A 19,557-nucleotide genomic window follows, 5' to 3' on the forward strand; every position below is an offset into this window, starting at 1 on the left:
AGCACGCTACGCAGCGCATTCACAGGCACAGTCTCCACAGGTCAGATCGAATCAGGGCGAGATGAGCCGGAGGCGCGCTGCGCGATCCAGTCATCCATCAGGCGGGATAGTTCGAGGCGCCACGGCTTCTGATGCACACCGAAGGTGTCCAGCACGCGACGGCAGTTGAGCACACGCCGCAGCGGCGTACCGGCGTTGAGGGTCAGCGCCTTGAGCGGGCCCGCGGCCACCGTCTCGCCCAGCCCCTCGAGGCGGGTGATCAACTGGGTGCGTACGACACTGACGAAGGCGTAGGTGCTGATGGGCTCGGTGCCGGCCAGATGGTAGGCCCCCCAGGCACCCGCACCGCAGCGCTGTTGCTGGAGCATGCCGATCAACGCCATCGCCACGGCATCGACACTGGTCGGGCACAGGATGACGTCCTCGGCGGCACGCACCTCTTCCCCCGCCAGCAGGCGCTCGATCAGCGTCGGCAGCCAGGCATCACGCCCTTCCGGGCCGAACAGCGGGCCCAGACGCACGATCAGGTGATCGGGCAGCTCGGCACGGATGCGATCACCGGTCGCGATGACGCGGCGCAGCGCCGTATCGATCGGCGAGGGCACCTCGTCCTCGTCGAGCAAGCCTTCGCCGCCCTGCTCGAACATCTGATCTGCCACGCACCACACCAGCGGTGTGCCGGTCTCGATGCAGGCGGCCAGCACTTGCTCCACCGCCTCGGCATGCGCCATCACCTCGGCAGGTGCGGAATCGGCCGGGCGTGCGAACGGCGGCACGATGACGACATCCGCCTGGCTGGCGCGAATGTCATCGGCGCCAATACGGTCAGACTCGACGGCGTTGAGCTCAAGATCGGCGCGCGTACCAGCCGCACGAATCAGACCCAGGCCAAGACAATGCCCGGCATCTAGCAGCAAGAGTTTCACAGGCAGGCTCCAGCAAACAGGCGCATCGCCGCAAGAGGCGACGATGCAAAGGTGTCATTCTATCAACCTTGCAGACTGGCTGCAGGCCCGTTGTTGCGTGGAGTGATGGGGATCAACGGGGCGCCGATCGGGTGAGGACGGCCGATGCCGTAGCCTTGCACGAAGTCGACACCGATCAGCTCGAGGGCGGGGATCAGCTCAAGACGCTCGACATATTCCGCCACCGTGATGATGCCCATCTGGGCACAGATGCCACAGATGGCGGAGACGATGGCGGCGTCGAGGCTATCGCGAGTCAGGTTGCGCACGAAGGCGCCGTCGATCTTGAGCTGATTGACCGGCAGCTCCTTGAGGTAGGCAAAGGACGACATGCCGCTGCCGAAGTCGTCCAGGGCGAAGCTGCAGCCGAGCCGGCGCATGCTGTAGATGAACTCGCGCGCCTGGGCCAGATTGCTGATGGCCGCCGTCTCGGTGATCTCGAAGCACAGCCGCTGGGGCATGACGGAGCTTTGCGTGACCAGCGCCGCCAGCTGATCGCGCATGCGCAGATCGCCCATGCTCTGACCGGAGAGGTTGATCGCCAGCACGGCATCCGATTCGATGCGGCCATCATCGGACTCCAGCACCTGCAGCGCCTGGGTGACGACCCAGATATCAATCTCGGGCATCAGGCCGAATCGCTCCGCCGTCGCCATGAAGTGCGCCGGGGCCAGGTGCTCGCCCGAGTCGTTGACGTAGCGCAGCAGCACCTCGTAGTAGGGCTTGCTGGTGGCATCACTCAGCGAGCGGATCGGCTGGATGTACAGCGTGAAGCGATCATTCTCCAGCGCCTCGTGCAGCAGCGGCAGCCATTGCACCTCGCGCTGGGCGCGCTCGAATCCCGCATCTCCGTCATGGTAGGCATGCACCTGATTGCGCCCGCTCTGCTTGGCCATGTAGCAGGCCCCATCCGCCTGACGCAGGACCTCGGAGGCCTGGACACCACTTTCGACCGGCGCGACCCCGATACTGACGCCCAACTGGAATGGCCGCCCCTCATCGTAGTAGCGATAGGCACTGACGGCTGCGCACAGCGCTTCGGCACGCTCGATGGCCTGCTCGCGAGAACAGCGATAGAGCAGCACGGCGAATTCATCGCCCCCCAGGCGTGCCAGTACATCCGTTTCCCGCACATGTGCTCGCATCAGCGCGGAGAGCTCGCGCAATACGGTGTCTCCGGCCGCGTGACCGCAGGTGTCGTTGACCACCTTGAAGAAGTCGAGATCCAGGTACAGCAACTGGTGAAAGCCGCCATCGGCCAGCGCCGCGGTGAGAGCGTCATCGAAGGCGGTGCGATTGTGCAGGCCGGTCAGACTGTCGTGATGCGCCTGGAAGTTGAGGCGCCGAATCATGGCCTGGCGATAGCTGATGTCGCGGAAGACCAGTACGGCCCCCTCGACATCTCCACTGCGACGCCGCACGGGCGAGGCCTTGAGCTCCACGGCACATTCACTGCCATCACGTGCCACCAGCAGCGTCTGGCTGGACATGTGCACCACTTCGCCACGCTGCAAGACCCCTTCCAGCTGGCTGGCAACCGACTGCAACGTACCTTCATGGCGCAGCTGCAAGATGCGCGCCCAGGGGCGCCCGCGGGCCAACGACGGGTCCCAGCCACACAGTTCGGCAGCGATGGGATTGATGTGCTGGATATGGCCCTCGCGATCGAGGCTGATCACTCCTTCATCGATGGAATCCAGCATGACCGCCACCTGATCGCGCTCATGACGCAGCTCCCGGGTCCGATACTCCAGCAGGCCATCCAGACGCGAGCGGTAATGGCGACTGCGACGCATGCGCTGCTCGGCACTGATGGCCAGGAGTGCCAGCCCCAGCACGGCGAGGGTCGCGATCGCGATGGCCAGGGCCAGCCACAGATTCTGCCCGGAGTTCATGCCCACCCCGGCGGGAGAGATGATGGGCGTGGTCAGCGGCATCATCTCCATCGCCGCCATGCCGATGTAATGCATGCCGGCGATGGCAAGTCCCATCGCACCGGCCGCCAGGGCCTGATAGATGCGATTGGGGCGGCGCTGGCGCAAGAAAAAGCCTCCCAGCCACAGGGCCGCCGTCGCGGCCACCACCGCCACCACGATGGACACCGCGAACAGCAGCGGGTCATAGCGGTATGGCATGTGCATCTGCATCGCCGCCATGCCGGTGTAGTGCATCGTGGCGATGCCGCCGCCCATGATGGTCCCGCTCGTCATCAACAGCATCGGCGTCAGGCGTGGCAGCGTATTCACCCAGAGCGCCAGCCCCGAGGCCAGCATCGCGATCAGCACCGACAACGCCGTCAGGCCGGGCGCATAGGTGACCGAAGCCTGGCTTTCATACGCCAGCATGCCGATGAAATGCATGGCCCAGACACCCAGCCCCATCGCCACGGCTCCGCCCACCAGCCAGCCGAGGCTGGTAGCGCGCGAAGGGGCCAGCGCGACCTGACGAATCAGCTGCAGCGCCGCATGTGAAGCCAGCACGGCGACCACGATTGACAGGGCGACCAGTGGGTAGGAATAACTGCCATGCATGAATAACCTCAATCATCAGGGGCATGCCACAGTCGGCAAGATAGGGGCGGAAATCCGACAACGGCGTCATGTCGCCGGCACTCTCTCTGGAGCACCACGACAGGCTTCTCAGACCATGGATTGCCACCCGACAACACTGGCAGTCCAACGGCGAGATACCAAGAGAATACGGCCATGAAGCGTTTTTTGCACAACGCTCGTTTGCAACGCATGTATGAGCCGCAATGGACTGGCGCTCAACCTCCCTTACGCGCGGCACAAGCCACTGGATGTCGCACTCGGCATCATTTTTCATGGCCAGCAATAATCCATGAGAAACAGACGCTTACAGAAACAAAAACGCGAACATCTCATGATTGATTCAAAAAAAAGCCCTCGCTGAACGAGGGCCTTTTCATCGTTATCGCTTGCGCGTTCTATCGGCGCACAGGCGAAAAACTTTATTCAGAACGGGATTTCATCATCGAAATCATCGAAGCTGCCCGCGGGCGGCGCACCGAAATTGTTGTTCTGGGAGTTGTTCTGCTGCGCAGGCTGCTGGCCACCGAAGTTGTTGCCCTGCTGAGGTGCCGGCTGCTGACCACCGAACTGACCGCCTTGCTGAGGGGCCGGCTGCTGACCACCGAACTGGCCACCTTGCTGCGGGGCCGGCTGCTGACCACCGAACTGGCCACCCTGCTGGGGGGCTGCGGCCGGTTGCTGGCCGCCCTGCTGAGGCGCCTGCTGCGGGCGACCACCAGCGAAGTTGCCGCCGCCACCTTCACCACGCGTATCCAGCATCTGCATGTCGTTGGCCACGATTTCGGTGCTGTAACGGTCATTGCCGTTCTGATCCTGCCACTTGCGCGTCTGCAGGCGGCCTTCGATATACAGGCGTGAGCCTTTCTTGACGTATTGCTGGGCCACTTCAGCCAGCTTGTTGAACATCACCACACGGTGCCATTCGGTACGTTCCTGTCGCTGACCGCTCTGGCGATCATTCCAGGTGTCCGTCGTCGCGAGGTTCAGGTTGCACACCGCACTACCGGACGGGGTGAAGCGAACTTCCGGGTCTTGACCGAGATTACCGATCAGAATGACCTTGTTTACGCCACGAGCCATGAAGATTACTCCTGCAAATAGACCGGCGCGCCATGGGCACCGGAGAAGGTATCGAGTGCACCGGCAATGTGTTGCCGATGTCAGGGTTCAGCTGGCAGGCACTTCCGCGCCTGCCGGAGTTTCGTCATCACGCTGGCGAGTGAAGCGGGCCAGCGCCTTGTCATCCAGTGTATCGCGTGTGACCTTGAGATAAGCGACCCGTTCCTCACGCACCACGAGCGCCTCTTCCACGCCGGCGATCGCCAGCAGGCGTGTCTGCAGCTCGACGGCCGACAATTGAGAGGCCTCGGGTGACAGGCCGATCACTTCACTGCCCAGATGTCGCGGCGGTTGCATGCCCCACACCACGGCCAGCCACAGAATGGCGACCAGCCCCATGGCGAAGAACACGCCACTCAGACCGAAATGCCCGGTCAACCAGCCGCCCCCGACACCGCCCACGAAGGCGCCCAGGAACTGACTGGTGGAATAGACTCCCATCGCCGTGCCCTTGGCACCGGCCGGGGCCAGTTTGGAGATCATCGACGGCAAGGTCGCTTCAAGCAGATTGAAGGCGACGAAGAACAGCCACAGCAGGCCGAGGAACATCGCAAGCCCCGCATGCTCGATGCCATCGACTCCCAGCAGCAGCAAGCTTGTCGCGATGGTCGCGACGGCCCCCAGGAAGACGGGCTTCATGCGCCGATATTTCTCGGCCACGATGACCAGCGGCAGCATGGCGACAAAGGCCAGCCCCATCAATGGCAGGTAGATCCAGCCGTGATGCGCCGGGGCGATGCCGAAATTGACCAGCTGCTGGGGAATGGCCACGAAGCAGGCGGTCAGGATCATGTGCAGCGCAAAGATCGACACATCCATGCGCAACAATGCGGAATTCGCGAGGATACCCTTGAGCTGGCGCCTATCAAGCCCCACATCCTGATGTTGACGCCTGGGCGCAGCTGGCACCAGCTTCCAGAGCACGAACAGGCTCGCGACGGCCATCACGGCGGTCAACCAGAAGACCCCCGACAGGCCGAAGGCATCTGCAGCCAGTGGCCCTGCGACCATCGCCAGTGCAAAGGCGACCCCGATCGACATGCCGATGGAGGCCATCGCCATGGTGCGAACCTCCTCCCGGGTCTGATCGGCCAGCAGTGCCATGATCGCTCCCGCCACGGCGCCGCTGCCCTGCAGACAGCGCCCGAGGATGATCATCTCGATGCTGTCGGCCGTCGCCGCGACCAGCGAGCCCAGAATGAACAACCCGAGCCCGAAGCCGATCACGGCCTTGCGCCCCAGCCGGTCTGACAGCCAGCCGAACGGAATCTGCAGCAATGCCTGGGTCAGCCCGTAGCCACCCAGCGCCACACCGACCAGTGTCGGCGTCGCTCCGGCGAGGTCACGGGTATAGAGCGCCAGCACCGGCAACACCATGAACAGCCCCAGCATGCGAGTCGCATAGAGGCTGGCAAGGCCGACGATGGCGCGGCGTTCCGGCGCGAGCAGTCGAGAGGTTTTCATGGGCGGCGGCGGGCTCCGGAGCATGACAGTCAAGAAGAGGGAGGCCGACCACGTGGGTCGCCGAGATGTGACGTCCAACGGTGGTCGCCCACCAGTGGACTGCATATTCTAAGGCCCGCTAGGCGGCTTTGAAAGCATGCAGCCTTTGCCGGGTGTTTCACCCGCGCCTTATAATCGTTGCTTTTATCGACGCAGCCCGAGGTGGCAATGGACAGGATTCAGGTGAGGGGTGCGCGCACCCACAACCTCAAGAACATCGATGTCGAACTGCCGCGTGACAAGCTGATCGTGGTGACCGGACTTTCCGGTTCCGGCAAGTCATCACTTGCCTTTGACACTCTCTATGCCGAGGGACAGCGGCGCTACGTCGAATCACTGTCCACCTACGCACGTCAGTTCCTGTCGATGATGGAAAAGCCGGACATCGACCATATCGAAGGTCTGTCACCGGCGATTTCCATCGAACAGAAATCGACCTCGCACAACCCGCGCTCCACCGTCGGCACCATTACCGAGATCTACGATTACCTGCGCCTGCTGTATGCACGCGCCGGTACGCCGCGCTGCCCGGACCACGCGATCGACCTGGAAGCCCAGACCATCTCGCAGATGGTTGATCAGGCGCTCGCCCTGCCGGAAGGCAGCAAGCTGATGCTGCTGGCACCGGTGGTCAGTGGCCGCAAGGGTGAGCACCTCCAGCTGCTGTCAGAGCTGCGCGCCCAGGGCTTCGTGCGGGCCCGCATCGACGGCGTGATCGTCGAGCTGGATGATCTCAAGCCGCTGGAGAAGAACAAGAAGCATGACATCGACGTCGTCGTCGATCGCTTCAAGGTGCGCGAAGACCTCAAGCAGCGTCTGGCCGAATCCTTCGAGACCGCGCTGAACCTGGCCGACGGCAGCGCACGCCTGCACTTCATGGATGGCGAACAGGAAGACCTCGTCTTCTCCTCGCGCTTCGCCTGTCCGGTGTGTGGCTATGCGCTGGCCGAGCTGGAACCGCGCCTGTTCTCCTTCAACAACCCGGCGGGTGCCTGCCCGACCTGTGACGGCCTCGGCGTGAAGCAGTATTTCGATCCCGACAAGCTGATCAGCCACCCTGAGCTGTCACTGGCCGAAGGCGTCATCAAGGGCTGGGACCGCCGCAGTGTCTACTACTTCAGCCAGCTGCAGGCCGTTGCCGAGCATTACGGCTTCGCGCTGGAAGCGGCCTGGGAGTCGCTCAGCGATGAAGCGCGTGACGCCGTGCTCAATGGCAGTGGCCGCGAGGACATCGCCTTCAGCTACGTGAATGACCGTGGCCGCAAGGTGACCCGCGAGCATCCCTTCGAGGGCGTGCTGCCCAACATGGAGCGCCGTTACCGCGAGACCGAATCCAACATGGTGCGCGAGGACCTCGCACGTTATCTGGCAGTCCAGCCGTGCCCCAGCTGCGACGGCTCGCGCCTGCGTCGTGAAGCGCGCAACGTCTATGTCGATGACCGCACGCTCTCCGAGGTCGTGCGTCAGCCGATCGGTGAAGCATGGGAAGAGTTCGGCAAGCTGAGCCTGCCGGGACGCAAGGGCGAGATCGCCGCCAAGATCGTGCATGAGATCCAGGCGCGCCTCGAATTTCTCGTCAATGTCGGCCTCGACTACCTGACCCTGGAGCGCAGCGCCGACACCCTATCCGGCGGTGAGGCGCAGCGTATCCGTCTCGCCAGCCAGATCGGTGCCGGCCTGGTCGGGGTGATGTACATCCTCGATGAGCCGTCCATCGGCCTGCATCAGCGCGACAATGATCGCCTGCTCAAGACGCTGATCCATCTGCGCGACCTGGGCAACACGGTGATCGTGGTCGAGCATGATGAGGACGCGATTCGCGCCGCCGACCACGTACTGGATATCGGCCCGGGCGCAGGCGTGCATGGCGGCGAGATCGTCGCCCAGGGCACGCCGGAGCAGATCGAGGCGACGCCTGGCTCATTGACTGGTCAATACCTGAGTGGCGAGCGCGAGATCGCCGTGCCGCCCTACCGCCTTCCGGCCAACCCTGACAAGGTGCTGCGCCTGACCGGTGCCACCGGCAACAACCTGCAGGATGTGACGCTGACGCTGCCGACAGGCCTGCTGACGTGCATCACCGGGGTCTCGGGCTCAGGCAAGTCGACGCTGATCAATGCCACCCTGATGCCACTGGCGGCGCGTGAGCTCAACCGGGCCACCACCCTGACGCCCGCGCCCTACGGCACCATCGAAGGGCTGGACCTGTTCGACAAGATGGTGGATATCGACCAGAGCCCCATCGGGCGGACGCCGCGCTCCAACCCGGCGACCTATACCGGCATCTTCACGCCGATACGTGAGCTGTTCTCAGGCACCCAGGAAGCACGCGCCCGCGGCTACAAGCCGGGCCGCTTCAGCTTCAACGTCAAGGGCGGCCGCTGCGAGGCCTGTCAGGGCGACGGCCTGATCAAGGTCGAGATGCACTTCCTGCCCGACATGTACGTGCCCTGCGATGTCTGCAAGGGCAAGCGCTACAACCGCGAGACGCTTGAAGTGCAGTACAAGGGCAAGAACATCCACGAAGTGCTGGAGATGACCATCGAGGAGGCGCTGGAGTTCTTCTCGCCGGTTCCGGCCATCGCCCGCCGCCTGCAGACGCTGATGGATGTCGGCCTCTCCTACGTCCGCCTCGGCCAGAGCGCGACCACGCTGTCCGGCGGTGAAGCCCAGCGCGTCAAGCTGGCGCGCGAGCTGGCCAAGCGCGATACCGGCAAGACGCTCTATATTCTCGATGAGCCGACCACCGGTCTGCACTTCGAGGATATTCGCCAGCTGCTGGTCGTGTTGCACCGCCTGCGCGATCACGGCAACACCGTGGTCGTGATCGAGCACAACCTGGATGTGATCAAGACCGCCGACTGGCTGATCGACCTCGGTCCGGAGGGCGGCTCAGGCGGCGGCCAGATCATCGCCGAAGGCACACCAGAGCAACTGGCCACGCAGGAGATCTCGCACACCGGTCGCTTCCTGGCCCCGCTGCTGGAGCGCCAGAAAGCCACCAGTGCCACCTCGAGCAGCAAGAAGAAGGCCGAGACCAGCAGCTAGGCGCCGGCTCACGTCCCTTCCGCTCCTCTGATTCACCTCGCCCCAGCACACTCTCAACACACCCCGGGGCGAGGTGGACCTTTCGGCAAATAACACGCCCGTGTCACCCGGCCAACTGTCAGGCATAAAAAAAGGCCAACCCGTGAGGGTTGGCCTTTTCTTGTGGACGAAGCAAGCCGAAGCTTACTCTTCGCCCGCTGCCTCGGAGGCAACCGGGCGATCGACCAGCTCGACGAATGCCATCGGGGCATTGTCACCGGCGCGATAGCCGCACTTCAGGATGCGCAGGTAACCGCCCGGACGGGAGGTGTAGCGCGGGCCGAGCTCATTGAAGAGCTTGCCGACCGCTTCCTTGGAGCGCGTGCGAGAGAACGCCAAACGGCGGTTCGCAACGGTGTCCTGCTTGGCCAGGGTGATCAGCGGCTCGATATGACGACGCAGTTCCTTGGCTTTCGGCAGGGTAGTCTTGATGACTTCGTGCTCTACCAGAGAGATGCACATGTTCTTGAACATGGCTTCACGGTGAGAGCTGGTACGGTTCAGGTGACGACCACTCTTACGATGACGCATGGTTGTGATTCCTTACCAGTCTGGGGCTTGAGCCGACCGGGCTTCCTTAAGCGGAAGCCTTGTCGTCCTTCAGGCTTGCGGGCGGCCAGTTTTCCAACCGCATGCCGAGGGACAGACCACGCGCGGACAGCACGTCCTTGATTTCATTCAAGGACTTCTTGCCGAGATTCGGGGTCTTCAGCAGCTCAACTTCGGTGCGCTGAATGAGATCACCGATGTAATAGATATTCTCGGCCTTGAGACAGTTCGCACTGCGAACAGTCAGCTCAAGATCGTCTACGGGACGGAGAAGGATCGGATCGATTTGATCTTCCTCTTCTTCGACTTCCTGTTCCTTGTCTGCTTCCAGATCAACGAAGGCGGCCAGCTGCTCCTGCAGGATAGTTGCGGAGCGGCGGATCGCTTCTTCCGGATCCAGTGTGCCGTCGGTTTCCAGGTCGATCACCAGCTTGTCGAGGTTGGTGCGCTGTTCAACACGCGCAGCCTCGACGGCATAGGAGACCCGACGAACCGGGGTAAAGGTCGCATCCAGCTGGAGGCGGCCAATGGCACGTGATTCATCATCAGCAGAGATGCGAGCATCTGCCGCTTCGTAGCCGCGGCCACGAGCGATCTTGAGCTGCATCTTCAGCTCGCCACCATCATTGAGGTGAGCGATGACGTGATCCGGATTCACGATTTCGAGATCGTGGTCGCCAGCGATGTCGCCAGCAGTCACGATACCCGGGCCCTTCTTGTTCAGCGCCAGCACAGCTTCGTCGCGACCATGCATCTTGATGGCCACGTCCTTGAGGTTCAGCAGGATTTCGATTACATCCTCCTGCACCCCTTCAATGGCGCTGTACTCGTGCAGAACGCCTTCGATCTCAGCTTCCACGACGGCACAGCCGGGCATGGAAGAAAGCAGGATGCGACGCAGAGCATTCCCCAGGGTGTGGCCGAAACCACGCTCGAAGGGTTCGAGGACGATTCGCGCGTGATGGGCGCTGACTTCCTCGACCTTGATATCGCGAGGACGGAGAAACTCTGTCACTGAGCGCTGCATAAGAACACCTTTAAGGCTGCCAAACGGATAATCTGGGTACTCCAGCCGGGCCGACGAATCGGCCCGGCGTTACATTACTTGGAGTACAGCTCGACGATCAGGTTTTCGTTGATATCGGCAGACAGGTCGCCACGCTCGGGGACAGCCTTGAAAGTGCCTTCCATCTTCTTGGAGTCGACGTCGACCCAGGAGACATCACCGCGGTTGGCAGCGAGTGCCAGAGACTGCTGGATGCGAGCCTGGTTCTTGGCCTTCTCACGAACGGTGACCACATCGCCAGCCTTCACTTTGAAGGAAGCAACGTTGACGGTACGGCCGTTCACGGCGATCGCCTTGTGGCTGACCAGCTGACGTGCCTCGGAACGCGTGGAGCCGAAGCCCATGCGGTAGACGACGTTGTCGAGACGAGTCTCGAGGAGCTGGAGCAGAACCTCACCGGTCGCACCCTTGAGGCGAGCGGCTTCTTTGTAGTAGTTGCGGAATTGCTTTTCCAGCACGCCGTACATGCGACGTACCTTCTGCTTTTCACGCAGCTGCAGGCCGTAGTCTGAAAGACGCTGACGGCGCTGGCCATGAACACCCGGGGGTTGTTCGGATTTGCACTTCTTCTCGAACGGAGTCACGCCACTCTTCAGGAAGAGGTCGGTGCCTTCACGACGAGACAGTTTGCACTTCGGTCCAATATAACGAGCCATGAGTCTGTCTCCTTAAACGCGGCGTTTCTTCGGCGGACGGCACCCATTATGCGGGATGGGGGTCACGTCGGTGATGCTTTGCACGCGGAAGCCTGCGGCATTGAGAGCACGCACGGCGGACTCACGACCCGGACCCGGGCCCTTGACCAGCACGTCGACGTTCTTCACACCATATTCGGCTGCAGCGGTCGCTGCACGTTCACTTGCGACTTGCGCAGCGAACGGGGTGCTCTTGCGAGAACCACGAAAACCCGAACCACCGGCAGTTGCCCAGGAAAGAGCATTGCCCTGGCGGTCTGTGATCGTCACGATAGTGTTGTTAAAAGAGGCGTGGATATGCGCGATGGCATCCACTACCTGCTTTTTAACCTTCTTGCGCTTACTCGGGTTAGCCATTAGATGTTTCCTGTCTAAACGCCAGTTCGTTTACTTGCGAATCGGTTTACGCGGACCTTTGCGTGTACGTGCGTTGGTCTTGGTGCGCTGACCGCGCAACGGAAGACCACGACGATGGCGCAGGCCACGATAGCAACCGAGGTCCATGAGACGCTTGATGTTCAGCGTGATCTCACGACGCAGGTCGCCTTCGACGGTGTACTTACCCACCTCGGCACGAACCAGGTCCAGTTGTTCAACAGACAGATCAGCGATCTTGACGCTCGGTTCTAAACCGAGAGCGGCGCAGATCTGCTGTGCACGCGTACGGCCAATCCCGAAGATATAAGTCAGCGAGATCGCCGCGTGCTTGTTGTCCGGGATATTGACGCCAGCAATACGGGCCATCAGTTTTCTCCGAAAGGTTAGCGGCGGATATTACATCCACAAAGGGCGCAATAGCATACCCCTTGATCCCATTGGGAACAAGGGGGTATGCCAGCACCCGAGCTTGTATTCAGCTAAGCGGGTCGAGGGAATTAACCCTGACGCTGCTTGTGGCGGGGCTCAGTGCAGATGACCCGCACTGCGCCACGACGCCGAATGATCTTGCAGTTACGGCAAATTTTCTTGACGGAAGCTCGAACTTTCATCGTTCTCTCCAGTTTGCTAACAGGGGCTGCGCAATCAGCGCATCATGCCACCGCTGCCATAGCCTTTGAGGTTGGCCTTCTTCATCACCGACGCATACTGATTTGACATCAGATGCGACTGCACCTGGGCCATGAAGTCCATGACCACCACGACCACGATGAGCAGAGAGGTGCCGCCGAAATAGAACGGAACCTGCCATGCAACAACGAGGAATTGAGGCATCAGGGAGACTAGGGTGATGTAGAGGGCGCCGAACAGCGTCAGGCGAGTCATCACCTTATCGATGTAACGGGCGGTCTGTTCGCCTGGGCGAATACCCGGCAGAAACGCTCCTGACTTCTTGAGGTTGTCAGCAACATCCTTCGGATTGAAGACCAGCGCCGTGTAGAAGAAGCAGAAGAATACTACAGCGGCAGCGAAAAGCAAGATATACAGTGGCTGACCCGGCCCGAGAGCCTGAGATGCCGTCTGCAACCATTGCATGCTTTCACTCTGGCCAAACCATTGACCCATCGACGCAGGGAACAGCAGGATGCTTGACGCGAAGATCGGCGGGATGACCCCGGCCATGTTGACCTTCATCGGCAAGTAGCTGCTCTGACCTGCATACATCTTGTTGCCAACCTGACGGCGCGGATAGTTCACCGTGATGCGGCGTTGGCCGCGCTCGATGAACACCACGAAGGCAACGGTAATGACTGCGAGCAGCGTCAGCGCCAGCAGCGGAAGCACATTCCAGGCACCATCATTGCGCGCCAGTTCGAAAGACTGGCCGATGGCACTCGGCAGCCCGGCGACAATACCAGCAAAGATGATCAGTGAGATCCCGTTGCCGATACCCTTCTCGGTGATCTGCTCTCCCAGCCACATCAGGAACACTGCACCAGCCACGAACGTACTCACGGCGGTGAAGTAGAAGCTGAAGTCAGCGGAATAGGCGACACCGTTTCCGACCAGTCCGACTGCCATGCCGATCGATTGGACCAGGGCCAGTACTACCGTGCCGTAGCGCGTGTACTGGCTGATCTTGCGACGGCCGGCCTCGCCTTCCTTTTTCAACTGCTCAAGCTGAGGCGAGACCACCGTCAGGAGCTGCATGATGATCGACGCGGATATGTAGGGCATGATGCCCAGCGCGAAGATACTCATTCGCTCCAGTGCACCACCGGAGAACATGTTGAACATGCTCAGGATGGTGCCCTGGTTTTCCCTGAACAAGGCAGCAAGCTGGTCAGGATTGATACCGGGAACGGGGATGTGTGCACCGATTCGGTACACCACGATGGCGATGAACACGAAGCGCAAACGCGCCCAGAGTTCGCTCAACCCACTTCCCTGCATCGCCGGTACGTTTCCTGACTTAGCCATTTAGTCCTCTACCTTGCCACCGGCAGCTTCGATCGCAGCACGGGCACCTTTGGTGACCTTAATGCCGCGAACCGTGACTGCCTTGTCCAGTTCGCCGGAGAGCATGACCTTCGCGAACTTCGTGGAATCACGAAGCACGTTGGCCTTCTTCAGCGTTTCGAGGTCGACGATCTCGCCGTCTACCAGTGCCAGTTCGCTCAGGCGCACTTCTTCGGAAATCAGAGACTTCGCGGAAGTGAAACCAAACTTCGGCAGGCGACGCTGCATAGGCATCTGACCGCCTTCGAAGCCCGGCTTGACGCTGCCACCGGAACGGGACTTCTGGCCCTTGTGGCCACGACCGCCGGTCTTACCAAGACCGGAGCCGATACCACGACCGACACGCTTTGCAGCGTGCTTGGAGCCCGGGGCCGGACTCAGGGTATTCAATTTCATGGATTACTCTCCCTCAACACGGACAAGGTAGTGAACCTTGTTGATCATGCCGCGTACCGCGGGGGTGTCTTCCAGCTCGACAGTGTGACCGATGCGGCGCAGGCCAAGACCTTTCATAGTGGCCTTGTGCTTTTCGAGGACGCCGATGGTGCTGCGGATCTGGGTTACCGTGATCTTAGCTGCCATGGTGCCTTACCCCGCAATCTTGTCGACAGACAGGCCACGCTTGGCGGCGATGTCTTCCGGAGATTTCATGGCAGCGAGACCGTTGATGGTCGCGCGCACCACGTTGACCGGATTGGTGGAACCGTAGCACTTGGCCAGGACGTCATGGACGCCTGCCAGTTCGAGCACGGAACGCATCGCACCGCCGGCAATGATGCCGGTACCTTCGGACGCTGGCTGCATGTAGATCTTGGATGCACCGTGACGAGCCTTCACCGGGTACTGCAGGGTGTGGCCCTTCAGGTCAACCTTGATCATGTTGCGACGAGCTTGGTCCATTGCCTTCTGGATCGCGACCGGCACTTCACGCGCCTTGCCACGGCCGAAGCCAACACGACCATTGCCGTCACCAACGACAGTCAGAGCGGTGAAACCGAAGATACGGCCGCCCTTGACTACCTTGGCGACGCGGTTGATCTGCACGAGCTTCTCTTGCAGGTCACCGCCCTTCTGTTCGATATTCGCCATCGTAAAACCCTTTAGAATTCCAGGCCGCCTTCACGTGCGGCATCGGCCAGGGCCTTCACGCGACCGTGGTACTTGTACCCGGAGCGATCGAAAGCCACTTGCTTGATACCCGCTTCCTTCGCGCGCTCGGCAATCAGAGCACCCACCTTGGCGGCGGAGTCCGAGTTACCGGTAGAACCTTCGCGCAGGCTCTTGTCGAGCGTGGATGCGGTGGCCAGGACCTGGCCGCCATCCGGCGAGATGATCTGCGCGTAGATGTGACGCGGGGTGCGGTTCACGCACAGGCGAAACACGCCCAGCTCGCGGATTTTCGCACGAGCGCGGCGGGCACGACGGAGACGAGATTCTTTCTTCGCGTTCATAACCCTGCCTTACTTCTTCTTGGCTTCTTTACGACGGACGACTTCGTCGCTGTACCGAATACCTTTGCCCTTGTAGGGCTCCGGCGGACGGAATGCGCGAATCTCTGCGGCGACCTGACCCAAAGCCTGCTTGTCAGCAGACGTGAGGACGATCTGAGTGTTCTTCGGCGTTTCAGCCGTAACACTTGCCGGCAGTTCATAGTCGACCGGGTGTGAGAAGCCCAGTGTCAGGTTGATTGTCTGGCCTTTGGCCTGGGCACGATAACCCACACCATTGATTTCCAGAGACTTGGTGAAGCCTTCGGAAACACCAGACACCATGTTGTTGACCAGAGCACGAGTGGTACCAACCATCGCCCAGTTCTTGGCGGTCTCGGACGGAGCGAAGGTCATTTGACCTTCTTCCATAGAGATGACCACGTCCTGGTGGACGGTCAGTTCCAGCTGGCCTTTGCTGCCCTTCACGGTCAGCTTGTCGCCGTCGAGCTTTGCCTCGACGCCGTTCGGCAATTTAACCGGATACTTGGCTACGCGGGACATTCCAAACTCCTAGAATACGGTGCAGAGGACTTCGCCGCCGACACCAGCTTGACGGGCCGCACGATCGGTCATCACGCCCCGGGAGGTGGAAACGATCGCAATACCCAGGCCATCTGCGACTTTCGGAAGCTCACCCTTGCCTTTGTACTGGCGCAGGGACGGCTTGGAAATACGCTTGATGCTCTCGATAACCGACTTGCCTTCGAAGTACTTGAGGGTCACGGTCAGTTCCGGCTTGGCGCCTTCTGCGACGGCAAACTCGGAAATATAACCCTCTTCCTTCAATACGCGGGCCACTTCAACCTTGAGCTTGGAAGACGGCATGGTAACCGTCTCCTTGGTGGCCATCTGCGCATTGCGGATACGAGTGAACATATCCGCCAGAGTGTCTTGCATGCTCATTTACGTTGCGCTCCTGAATTCTTGCAGTGGTGTTACCAGCTGGACTTGGTCAGACCAGGCACGTCACCACGCATAGCGGCTTCACGCAGCTTGTTGCGGCTCAGGCCGAACTTGTTGTAGTAGCCGTGCGGACGGCCAGTGATACGGCAGCGGTTACGCTGACGGACCGGGCTGGCATCACGCGGCAGCTGCTGCAGCTTCAGCTGTGCGTCGAAGCGCTCTTCTTCAGAAGCGTTGACGTCGTTGATGATGGTCTTCAGTGCGTCGCGTTTGGCGGCGTACTTAGCGACCAGCTTGGTGCGCTTGAGCTCGCGCTCAACCATGCTTTTCTTTGCCATGATCCACCCTTATTTCTTGAACGGGAAGTTCAGCGCGCCCAGCAACGCACGACCTTCATCATCGGTGTTGGCGCTAGTGGTGATGGTGATGTCCAGGCCACGAATCCGGTCGATCTTATCATACTCGATCTCCGGGAAGATGATCTGCTCACGCACACCCATGGAGTAGTTTCCACGGCCATCGAAGGACTTCGGGTTCAGACCACGGAAGTCACGAACGCGCGGAATAGCCACGTTCACGAGACGGTCCAGGAAGTCCCACATACGATCGCTGCGCAGGGTCACCTTAACACCGATCGGCCATCCTTCGCGGACTTTGAAGCCAGCGATGGACTTGCGTGCCTTGGTGACGATGGGCTTCTGACCAGAAAGCATCTGGAGATCGGCAAACGCGTTGTCGATCAGCTTCTTGTCAGCGGTGGCTTCACCGATACCCATGTTCAGGGTCACCTTGGTGATGCGGGGAACCTGCATCACATTGGCGTAGCCGAACTGCTCTTTAAGCTGGGCGGCCACTTCGTTCTGATAACGTTCTTTCAAGTTCGCCATGTTGTACCCGACTCGCGTTAGGCGTCGATCAGCTTCTGAGTCGACTTAAAGATGCGTACCTTAGTACCGTCTTCCTGTACCTGGATTCCGACACGATCCGCCTTGCCGGTCTCCTGGTTGAAGATGGCCACGTTGGACGCGTGAATCGGAGCCTCGCGCTCGACGATACCCCCCTGGGTGCCCAGCATCGGGTTGGGCTTGGTGTGACGCTTGATCATATTCACACCGGACACGAGCAGACGCTCACCTTTCAGCACCTTGCTGATGGTACCGCGCTTGCCCTTGTCCTTCCCGGCGATGACGATGACTTCATCGTCACGTTTGATCTTTTGCATATCCGCTTCCGCTCCTTACAGCACTTCGGGCGCCAGGGAAATGATCTTCATGAACTTCTCACTGCGAAGTTCACGGGTAACCGGGCCGAAGATACGGGTACCGATCGGCTGTTCGTTGGTGTTGTTCAACAGAACGGCCGCATTACCGTCGAAGCGGATCACGGAACCGTCATTACGACGGACACCGGCTTTGGTACGAACGACCACTGCCTTCATGACCTGGCCTTTCTTGACCTTGCCACGCGGGATAGCTTCTTTGACGGTGACCTTGATGATGTCTCCAACACGAGCGTAACGGCGGTGTGAACCACCCAGCACCTTGATGCATTGCACCCGGCGCGCGCCACTGTTGTCGGCGACATCCAGCATTGTCTGAGTCTGAATCATCGGTTTTCTCCAAACCTAATCTGACTGCCTGGTGGGAACTGGCCTAGGGATTAACCCTTGGCCTGTTCAACCACCTCGACCAGGGTCCAGGCTTTCTTCTTGGACAGCGGACGAGTCTCGGCGATAGAGACGGTGTCACCGATCCGAGCCTGATTCGCCTCATCATGGGCGTGCAGCTTGGTGGAGCGTCTCAGGTACTTGCCATAGATCGGGTGACGCTCACGGCGCTCGACCATGACAACGATGGATTTTTCCATCTTGTCACTCACCACCTTGCCGGTGAGTGTGCGTGCTTTAGTTTCTTCGGCCATTTTACTCACCTGACTTCTGGTTGAGCACAGTCTTAACCTGAGCAATTTGGCGACGAGTCTGCTTGAGCAGGTGAACCTGGCTCAGCTGGCCTGTTGCCTTCTGCATGCGCAGATTGAATTGCTCACGCAGCAGTTCGAACAACTGCTCCTGGAGCGCCTCGACTGACTTTTCACGGAGTTCTTGGGCTTTCATCACATCACCGTCCGCTTAACAAAGGTGGTGGAGATCGGCATCTTCATAGCGGCCAGGCTAAATGCTTCACGGGCCAGCTCTTCGGATACACCTTCGATCTCGTAGAGGACCTTGCCGGGCTGGATCTGAGCGACCCAGTACTCGACAGAACCCTTACCTTTACCCATACGAACTTCCAACGGCTTGTTGGAGATCGGCTTGTCTGGGAAGACACGGATCCAGATCTTACCGCCACGCTTGACGTGACGAGTGATGGCACGACGGCCAGCTTCGATCTGACGAGCGGTGATACGACCACGGCCGGTGGCTTTCAGGCCAAACTCACCAAAGCTTACCTTGCTTCCGCGATGCGCCAGGCCACGGTTGCGACCTTTCTGCATCTTGCGGAATTTCATACGCTTGGGCTGTAACATCGATTACCCCCTTACTTGCCTTTCTTCTTGGGTGCGGACGCGGGCTGCTTCGCCTTGGCTCGCACCTCTTCGATGCCACCGAGGATCTCGCCTTTGAAGATCCAGACCTTGACACCAATGATGCCGTAGGTGGTGTGAGCTTCGAAGGTGGAGTAATCAATGTCAGCACGCAGGGTGTGAAGCGGAACGCGGCCTTCGCGGTACCATTCGGTACGGGCGATTTCGGCACCGCCGAGACGACCAGAGAGCTGAATCTTGATGCCCTTGGCGCCCAGACGCATTGCGTTCTGCACAGCACGCTTCATCGCACGACGGAACATGACACGACGCTCGAGCTGACCTGCCACATTGGCAGCAACCAGCTTGGCATCGAGTTCCGGCTTGCGAATCTCCTCGATGTTGATGTGGACGGGAACGCCCATCATCTCGGAAACTTCACGACGAAGGCGGTCGACATCTTCACCTTTCTTACCGATCACGATACCCGGACGGGCGGTGTGAATGGTAATACGGGCGTTGTTTGCCGGACGCTCGATGCTGATGCGGCTCACGGAAGCGCTTTTCAGACGCTCTTCCAGGAATCCACGCACCTGCAGATCGTTGTTCAGTTTGTCGGCATAGGTAGCGCCTTCGGCGTACCAGACAGAGGTATGATCCTTGACAATACCCAGTCGGAAACCTGTCGGATTAACTTTCTGACCCATT

At 60.4% G+C, this 19,557-nt stretch carries 26 protein-coding genes; 1 reads left to right on the forward strand and 25 read right to left on the reverse strand.

Translation table 11 applies throughout. The features are described from left to right. Positions 1-41: 41 nt before the first annotated feature. The 4 genes from QD356_RS16670 to QD356_RS16685 all read right to left on the reverse strand — a co-directional run bounded on the left by QD356_RS16670 (position 42) and on the right by QD356_RS16685 (position 6,100). Positions 42-926, reverse strand: a complete 885-nt coding sequence (locus QD356_RS16670; protein ID WP_192839462.1) for a sugar nucleotide-binding protein — start codon at positions 924-926, stop codon at positions 42-44. Positions 927-988: 62 nt separating this feature from the next. Then, positions 989-3,496: an EAL domain-containing protein gene (locus QD356_RS16675; RefSeq protein ID WP_192839463.1), complete on the reverse strand. Its 2,508-nt coding sequence runs from the start codon at positions 3,494-3,496 to the stop codon at positions 989-991. Between the two features lie 444 nt (positions 3,497-3,940). Then, a complete protein-coding gene (gene ssb / locus QD356_RS16680; protein ID WP_131432841.1) occupies positions 3,941-4,597 on the reverse strand; it encodes a single-stranded DNA-binding protein in 657 nt (218 codons plus the stop codon). 87 nt (positions 4,598-4,684) lie between these two features. Beyond that, on the reverse strand, positions 4,685-6,100 hold the full coding sequence (locus tag QD356_RS16685) for an MFS transporter (protein ID WP_052384727.1): 1,416 nt from the start codon (positions 6,098-6,100) through the stop codon (positions 4,685-4,687). Positions 6,101-6,307: 207 nt separating this feature from the next. Between QD356_RS16685 and uvrA the strand changes: the two genes are divergently transcribed. After that, positions 6,308-9,187 (forward strand): excinuclease ABC subunit UvrA, encoded by a 2,880-nt coding sequence (gene uvrA / locus QD356_RS16690; RefSeq protein ID WP_192839464.1) that lies wholly within the window; start codon positions 6,308-6,310, stop codon positions 9,185-9,187. Between the two features lie 183 nt (positions 9,188-9,370). Here the strand turns inward: uvrA and rplQ are convergent, their stop codons facing one another. From rplQ to rpsC, 21 genes are all read right to left on the reverse strand, one after another. After that, a complete protein-coding gene (gene rplQ / locus QD356_RS16695) occupies positions 9,371-9,757 on the reverse strand; it encodes a 50S ribosomal protein L17 (RefSeq protein WP_043334820.1) in 387 nt (128 codons plus the stop codon). A 46-nt stretch (positions 9,758-9,803) separates the two neighbouring features. Then, positions 9,804-10,802 carry a DNA-directed RNA polymerase subunit alpha gene (rpoA, locus tag QD356_RS16700; RefSeq protein ID WP_043334822.1) on the reverse strand — a complete coding sequence of 333 codons (999 nt, stop codon included), beginning with the start codon at positions 10,800-10,802 and terminating at the stop codon, positions 9,804-9,806. Between the two features lie 74 nt (positions 10,803-10,876). Continuing rightward, positions 10,877-11,497 carry a 30S ribosomal protein S4 gene (gene rpsD, locus QD356_RS16705; protein ID WP_043334824.1) on the reverse strand — a complete coding sequence of 207 codons (621 nt, stop codon included), beginning with the start codon at positions 11,495-11,497 and terminating at the stop codon, positions 10,877-10,879. Between the two features lie 12 nt (positions 11,498-11,509). Further along, positions 11,510-11,893: a 30S ribosomal protein S11 gene (gene rpsK, locus QD356_RS16710; RefSeq protein WP_043334827.1), complete on the reverse strand. Its 384-nt coding sequence runs from the start codon at positions 11,891-11,893 to the stop codon at positions 11,510-11,512. Between the two features lie 30 nt (positions 11,894-11,923). After that, complete coding sequence (gene rpsM, locus QD356_RS16715; protein ID WP_024950672.1) at positions 11,924-12,280, reverse strand: 30S ribosomal protein S13; 357 nt, start codon at positions 12,278-12,280, stop codon at positions 11,924-11,926. Positions 12,281-12,411: 131 nt separating this feature from the next. After that, positions 12,412-12,525 (reverse strand): 50S ribosomal protein L36, encoded by a 114-nt coding sequence (rpmJ, locus tag QD356_RS16720; protein WP_077373351.1) that lies wholly within the window; start codon positions 12,523-12,525, stop codon positions 12,412-12,414. Positions 12,526-12,559: 34 nt separating this feature from the next. Next, entirely contained in the window at positions 12,560-13,894 is a 1,335-nt protein-coding gene (gene secY, locus QD356_RS16725) for a preprotein translocase subunit SecY (RefSeq protein WP_043334831.1), read from the reverse strand. Continuing rightward, the gene (rplO, locus tag QD356_RS16730) at positions 13,895-14,329 is read right to left on the reverse strand and encodes a 50S ribosomal protein L15 (RefSeq protein WP_043334834.1); all 435 of its coding nucleotides are present in this window, start codon (positions 14,327-14,329) and stop codon (positions 13,895-13,897) included. Positions 14,330-14,332: 3 nt separating this feature from the next. Beyond that, complete coding sequence (gene rpmD, locus QD356_RS16735; RefSeq protein WP_024950669.1) at positions 14,333-14,515, reverse strand: 50S ribosomal protein L30; 183 nt, start codon at positions 14,513-14,515, stop codon at positions 14,333-14,335. A 6-nt stretch (positions 14,516-14,521) separates the two neighbouring features. Further along, positions 14,522-15,022 (reverse strand): 30S ribosomal protein S5, encoded by a 501-nt coding sequence (gene rpsE / locus QD356_RS16740; RefSeq protein ID WP_054556902.1) that lies wholly within the window; start codon positions 15,020-15,022, stop codon positions 14,522-14,524. An 11-nt stretch (positions 15,023-15,033) separates the two neighbouring features. Further along, the gene (rplR, locus tag QD356_RS16745) at positions 15,034-15,384 is read right to left on the reverse strand and encodes a 50S ribosomal protein L18 (protein ID WP_024950667.1); all 351 of its coding nucleotides are present in this window, start codon (positions 15,382-15,384) and stop codon (positions 15,034-15,036) included. Positions 15,385-15,393: 9 nt separating this feature from the next. Then, entirely contained in the window at positions 15,394-15,924 is a 531-nt protein-coding gene (gene rplF / locus QD356_RS16750; protein ID WP_166020051.1) for a 50S ribosomal protein L6, read from the reverse strand. A 9-nt stretch (positions 15,925-15,933) separates the two neighbouring features. Next, a complete protein-coding gene (gene rpsH / locus QD356_RS16755) occupies positions 15,934-16,326 on the reverse strand; it encodes a 30S ribosomal protein S8 (RefSeq protein WP_043334840.1) in 393 nt (130 codons plus the stop codon). 32 nt (positions 16,327-16,358) lie between these two features. After that, the gene (gene rpsN / locus QD356_RS16760) at positions 16,359-16,664 is read right to left on the reverse strand and encodes a 30S ribosomal protein S14 (RefSeq protein WP_043334842.1); all 306 of its coding nucleotides are present in this window, start codon (positions 16,662-16,664) and stop codon (positions 16,359-16,361) included. 9 nt (positions 16,665-16,673) lie between these two features. Further along, on the reverse strand, positions 16,674-17,213 hold the full coding sequence (gene rplE / locus QD356_RS16765) for a 50S ribosomal protein L5 (RefSeq protein ID WP_043334844.1): 540 nt from the start codon (positions 17,211-17,213) through the stop codon (positions 16,674-16,676). 17 nt (positions 17,214-17,230) lie between these two features. Then, the gene (gene rplX / locus QD356_RS16770) at positions 17,231-17,548 is read right to left on the reverse strand and encodes a 50S ribosomal protein L24 (RefSeq protein WP_043334846.1); all 318 of its coding nucleotides are present in this window, start codon (positions 17,546-17,548) and stop codon (positions 17,231-17,233) included. A 15-nt stretch (positions 17,549-17,563) separates the two neighbouring features. Further along, complete coding sequence (gene rplN / locus QD356_RS16775; RefSeq protein ID WP_043334850.1) at positions 17,564-17,935, reverse strand: 50S ribosomal protein L14; 372 nt, start codon at positions 17,933-17,935, stop codon at positions 17,564-17,566. Between the two features lie 50 nt (positions 17,936-17,985). Beyond that, entirely contained in the window at positions 17,986-18,246 is a 261-nt protein-coding gene (rpsQ, locus tag QD356_RS16780; protein ID WP_043334852.1) for a 30S ribosomal protein S17, read from the reverse strand. Between the two features lies 1 nt (position 18,247). Continuing rightward, complete coding sequence (gene rpmC / locus QD356_RS16785; RefSeq protein WP_024950659.1) at positions 18,248-18,439, reverse strand: 50S ribosomal protein L29; 192 nt, start codon at positions 18,437-18,439, stop codon at positions 18,248-18,250. Continuing rightward, positions 18,439-18,852, reverse strand: coding sequence for a 50S ribosomal protein L16 (rplP, locus tag QD356_RS16790; RefSeq protein WP_043334854.1), 414 nt, complete (start codon positions 18,850-18,852; stop codon positions 18,439-18,441). The genes rpmC and rplP overlap by 1 nt, the downstream gene beginning before the upstream one ends. A gap of 11 nt (positions 18,853-18,863) precedes the next feature. Next, positions 18,864-19,556, reverse strand: a complete 693-nt coding sequence (rpsC, locus tag QD356_RS16795; RefSeq protein ID WP_043334856.1) for a 30S ribosomal protein S3 — start codon at positions 19,554-19,556, stop codon at positions 18,864-18,866. Position 19,557: the final 1 nt, after the last annotated feature.

It is taken from the genome of Cobetia sp. 2AS (assembly GCF_029846355.1).
GTDB classification, from domain to species: Bacteria; Pseudomonadota; Gammaproteobacteria; order Pseudomonadales; family Halomonadaceae; genus Cobetia; species Cobetia amphilecti.

Excerpts from the sequence above, each read along its gene's own strand:
- rpsM (WP_024950672.1), bottom strand. The coding sequence starts at position 12,280 with ATGGCCCGTATTGCTGGCGTCAATATCCCGGACAACAAGCACGCGGCG.
- rplQ (WP_043334820.1), bottom strand. The coding sequence starts at position 9,757 with ATGCGTCATCGTAAGAGTGGTCGTCACCTGAACCGTACCAGCTCTCAC.
- rpmJ (WP_077373351.1), bottom strand. The coding sequence starts at position 12,525 with ATGAAAGTTCGAGCTTCCGTCAAGAAAATTTGCCGTAACTGCAAGATC.
- rpmC (WP_024950659.1), bottom strand. The coding sequence starts at position 18,439 with ATGAAAGCCCAAGAACTCCGTGAAAAGTCAGTCGAGGCGCTCCAGGAG.
- rpsC (WP_043334856.1), bottom strand. The coding sequence starts at position 19,556 with ATGGGTCAGAAAGTTAATCCGACAGGTTTCCGACTGGGTATTGTCAAG.
- ssb (WP_131432841.1), bottom strand. The coding sequence starts at position 4,597 with ATGGCTCGTGGCGTAAACAAGGTCATTCTGATCGGTAATCTCGGTCAA.
- QD356_RS16675 (WP_192839463.1), bottom strand. The coding sequence starts at position 3,496 with ATGCATGGCAGTTATTCCTACCCACTGGTCGCCCTGTCAATCGTGGTC.
- rplO (WP_043334834.1), bottom strand. The coding sequence starts at position 14,329 with ATGAAATTGAATACCCTGAGTCCGGCCCCGGGCTCCAAGCACGCTGCA.
- secY (WP_043334831.1), bottom strand. The coding sequence starts at position 13,894 with ATGGCTAAGTCAGGAAACGTACCGGCGATGCAGGGAAGTGGGTTGAGC.
- QD356_RS16685 (WP_052384727.1), bottom strand. The coding sequence starts at position 6,100 with ATGAAAACCTCTCGACTGCTCGCGCCGGAACGCCGCGCCATCGTCGGC.
- rplE (WP_043334844.1), bottom strand. The coding sequence starts at position 17,213 with ATGGCGAACTTGAAAGAACGTTATCAGAACGAAGTGGCCGCCCAGCTT.
- rpoA (WP_043334822.1), bottom strand. The coding sequence starts at position 10,802 with ATGCAGCGCTCAGTGACAGAGTTTCTCCGTCCTCGCGATATCAAGGTC.
- rplN (WP_043334850.1), bottom strand. The coding sequence starts at position 17,935 with ATGATTCAGACTCAGACAATGCTGGATGTCGCCGACAACAGTGGCGCG.
- rpmD (WP_024950669.1), bottom strand. The coding sequence starts at position 14,515 with ATGGCAGCTAAGATCACGGTAACCCAGATCCGCAGCACCATCGGCGTC.
- rpsN (WP_043334842.1), bottom strand. The coding sequence starts at position 16,664 with ATGGCAAAGAAAAGCATGGTTGAGCGCGAGCTCAAGCGCACCAAGCTG.
- rplX (WP_043334846.1), bottom strand. The coding sequence starts at position 17,548 with ATGCAAAAGATCAAACGTGACGATGAAGTCATCGTCATCGCCGGGAAG.
- rpsH (WP_043334840.1), bottom strand. The coding sequence starts at position 16,326 with ATGAGCATGCAAGACACTCTGGCGGATATGTTCACTCGTATCCGCAAT.
- rpsD (WP_043334824.1), bottom strand. The coding sequence starts at position 11,497 with ATGGCTCGTTATATTGGACCGAAGTGCAAACTGTCTCGTCGTGAAGGC.
- rpsE (WP_054556902.1), bottom strand. The coding sequence starts at position 15,022 with ATGGCGAATATCGAACAGAAGGGCGGTGACCTGCAAGAGAAGCTCGTG.
- rplP (WP_043334854.1), bottom strand. The coding sequence starts at position 18,852 with ATGTTACAGCCCAAGCGTATGAAATTCCGCAAGATGCAGAAAGGTCGC.
- rplF (WP_166020051.1), bottom strand. The coding sequence starts at position 15,924 with ATGTCCCGCGTAGCCAAGTATCCGGTTAAATTGCCGAACGGCGTCGAG.
- rpsQ (WP_043334852.1), bottom strand. The coding sequence starts at position 18,246 with ATGGCCGAAGAAACTAAAGCACGCACACTCACCGGCAAGGTGGTGAGT.
- uvrA (WP_192839464.1), top strand. The coding sequence starts at position 6,308 with ATGGACAGGATTCAGGTGAGGGGTGCGCGCACCCACAACCTCAAGAAC.
- rplR (WP_024950667.1), bottom strand. The coding sequence starts at position 15,384 with ATGAACGCGAAGAAAGAATCTCGTCTCCGTCGTGCCCGCCGCGCTCGT.
- rpsK (WP_043334827.1), bottom strand. The coding sequence starts at position 11,893 with ATGGCTAACCCGAGTAAGCGCAAGAAGGTTAAAAAGCAGGTAGTGGAT.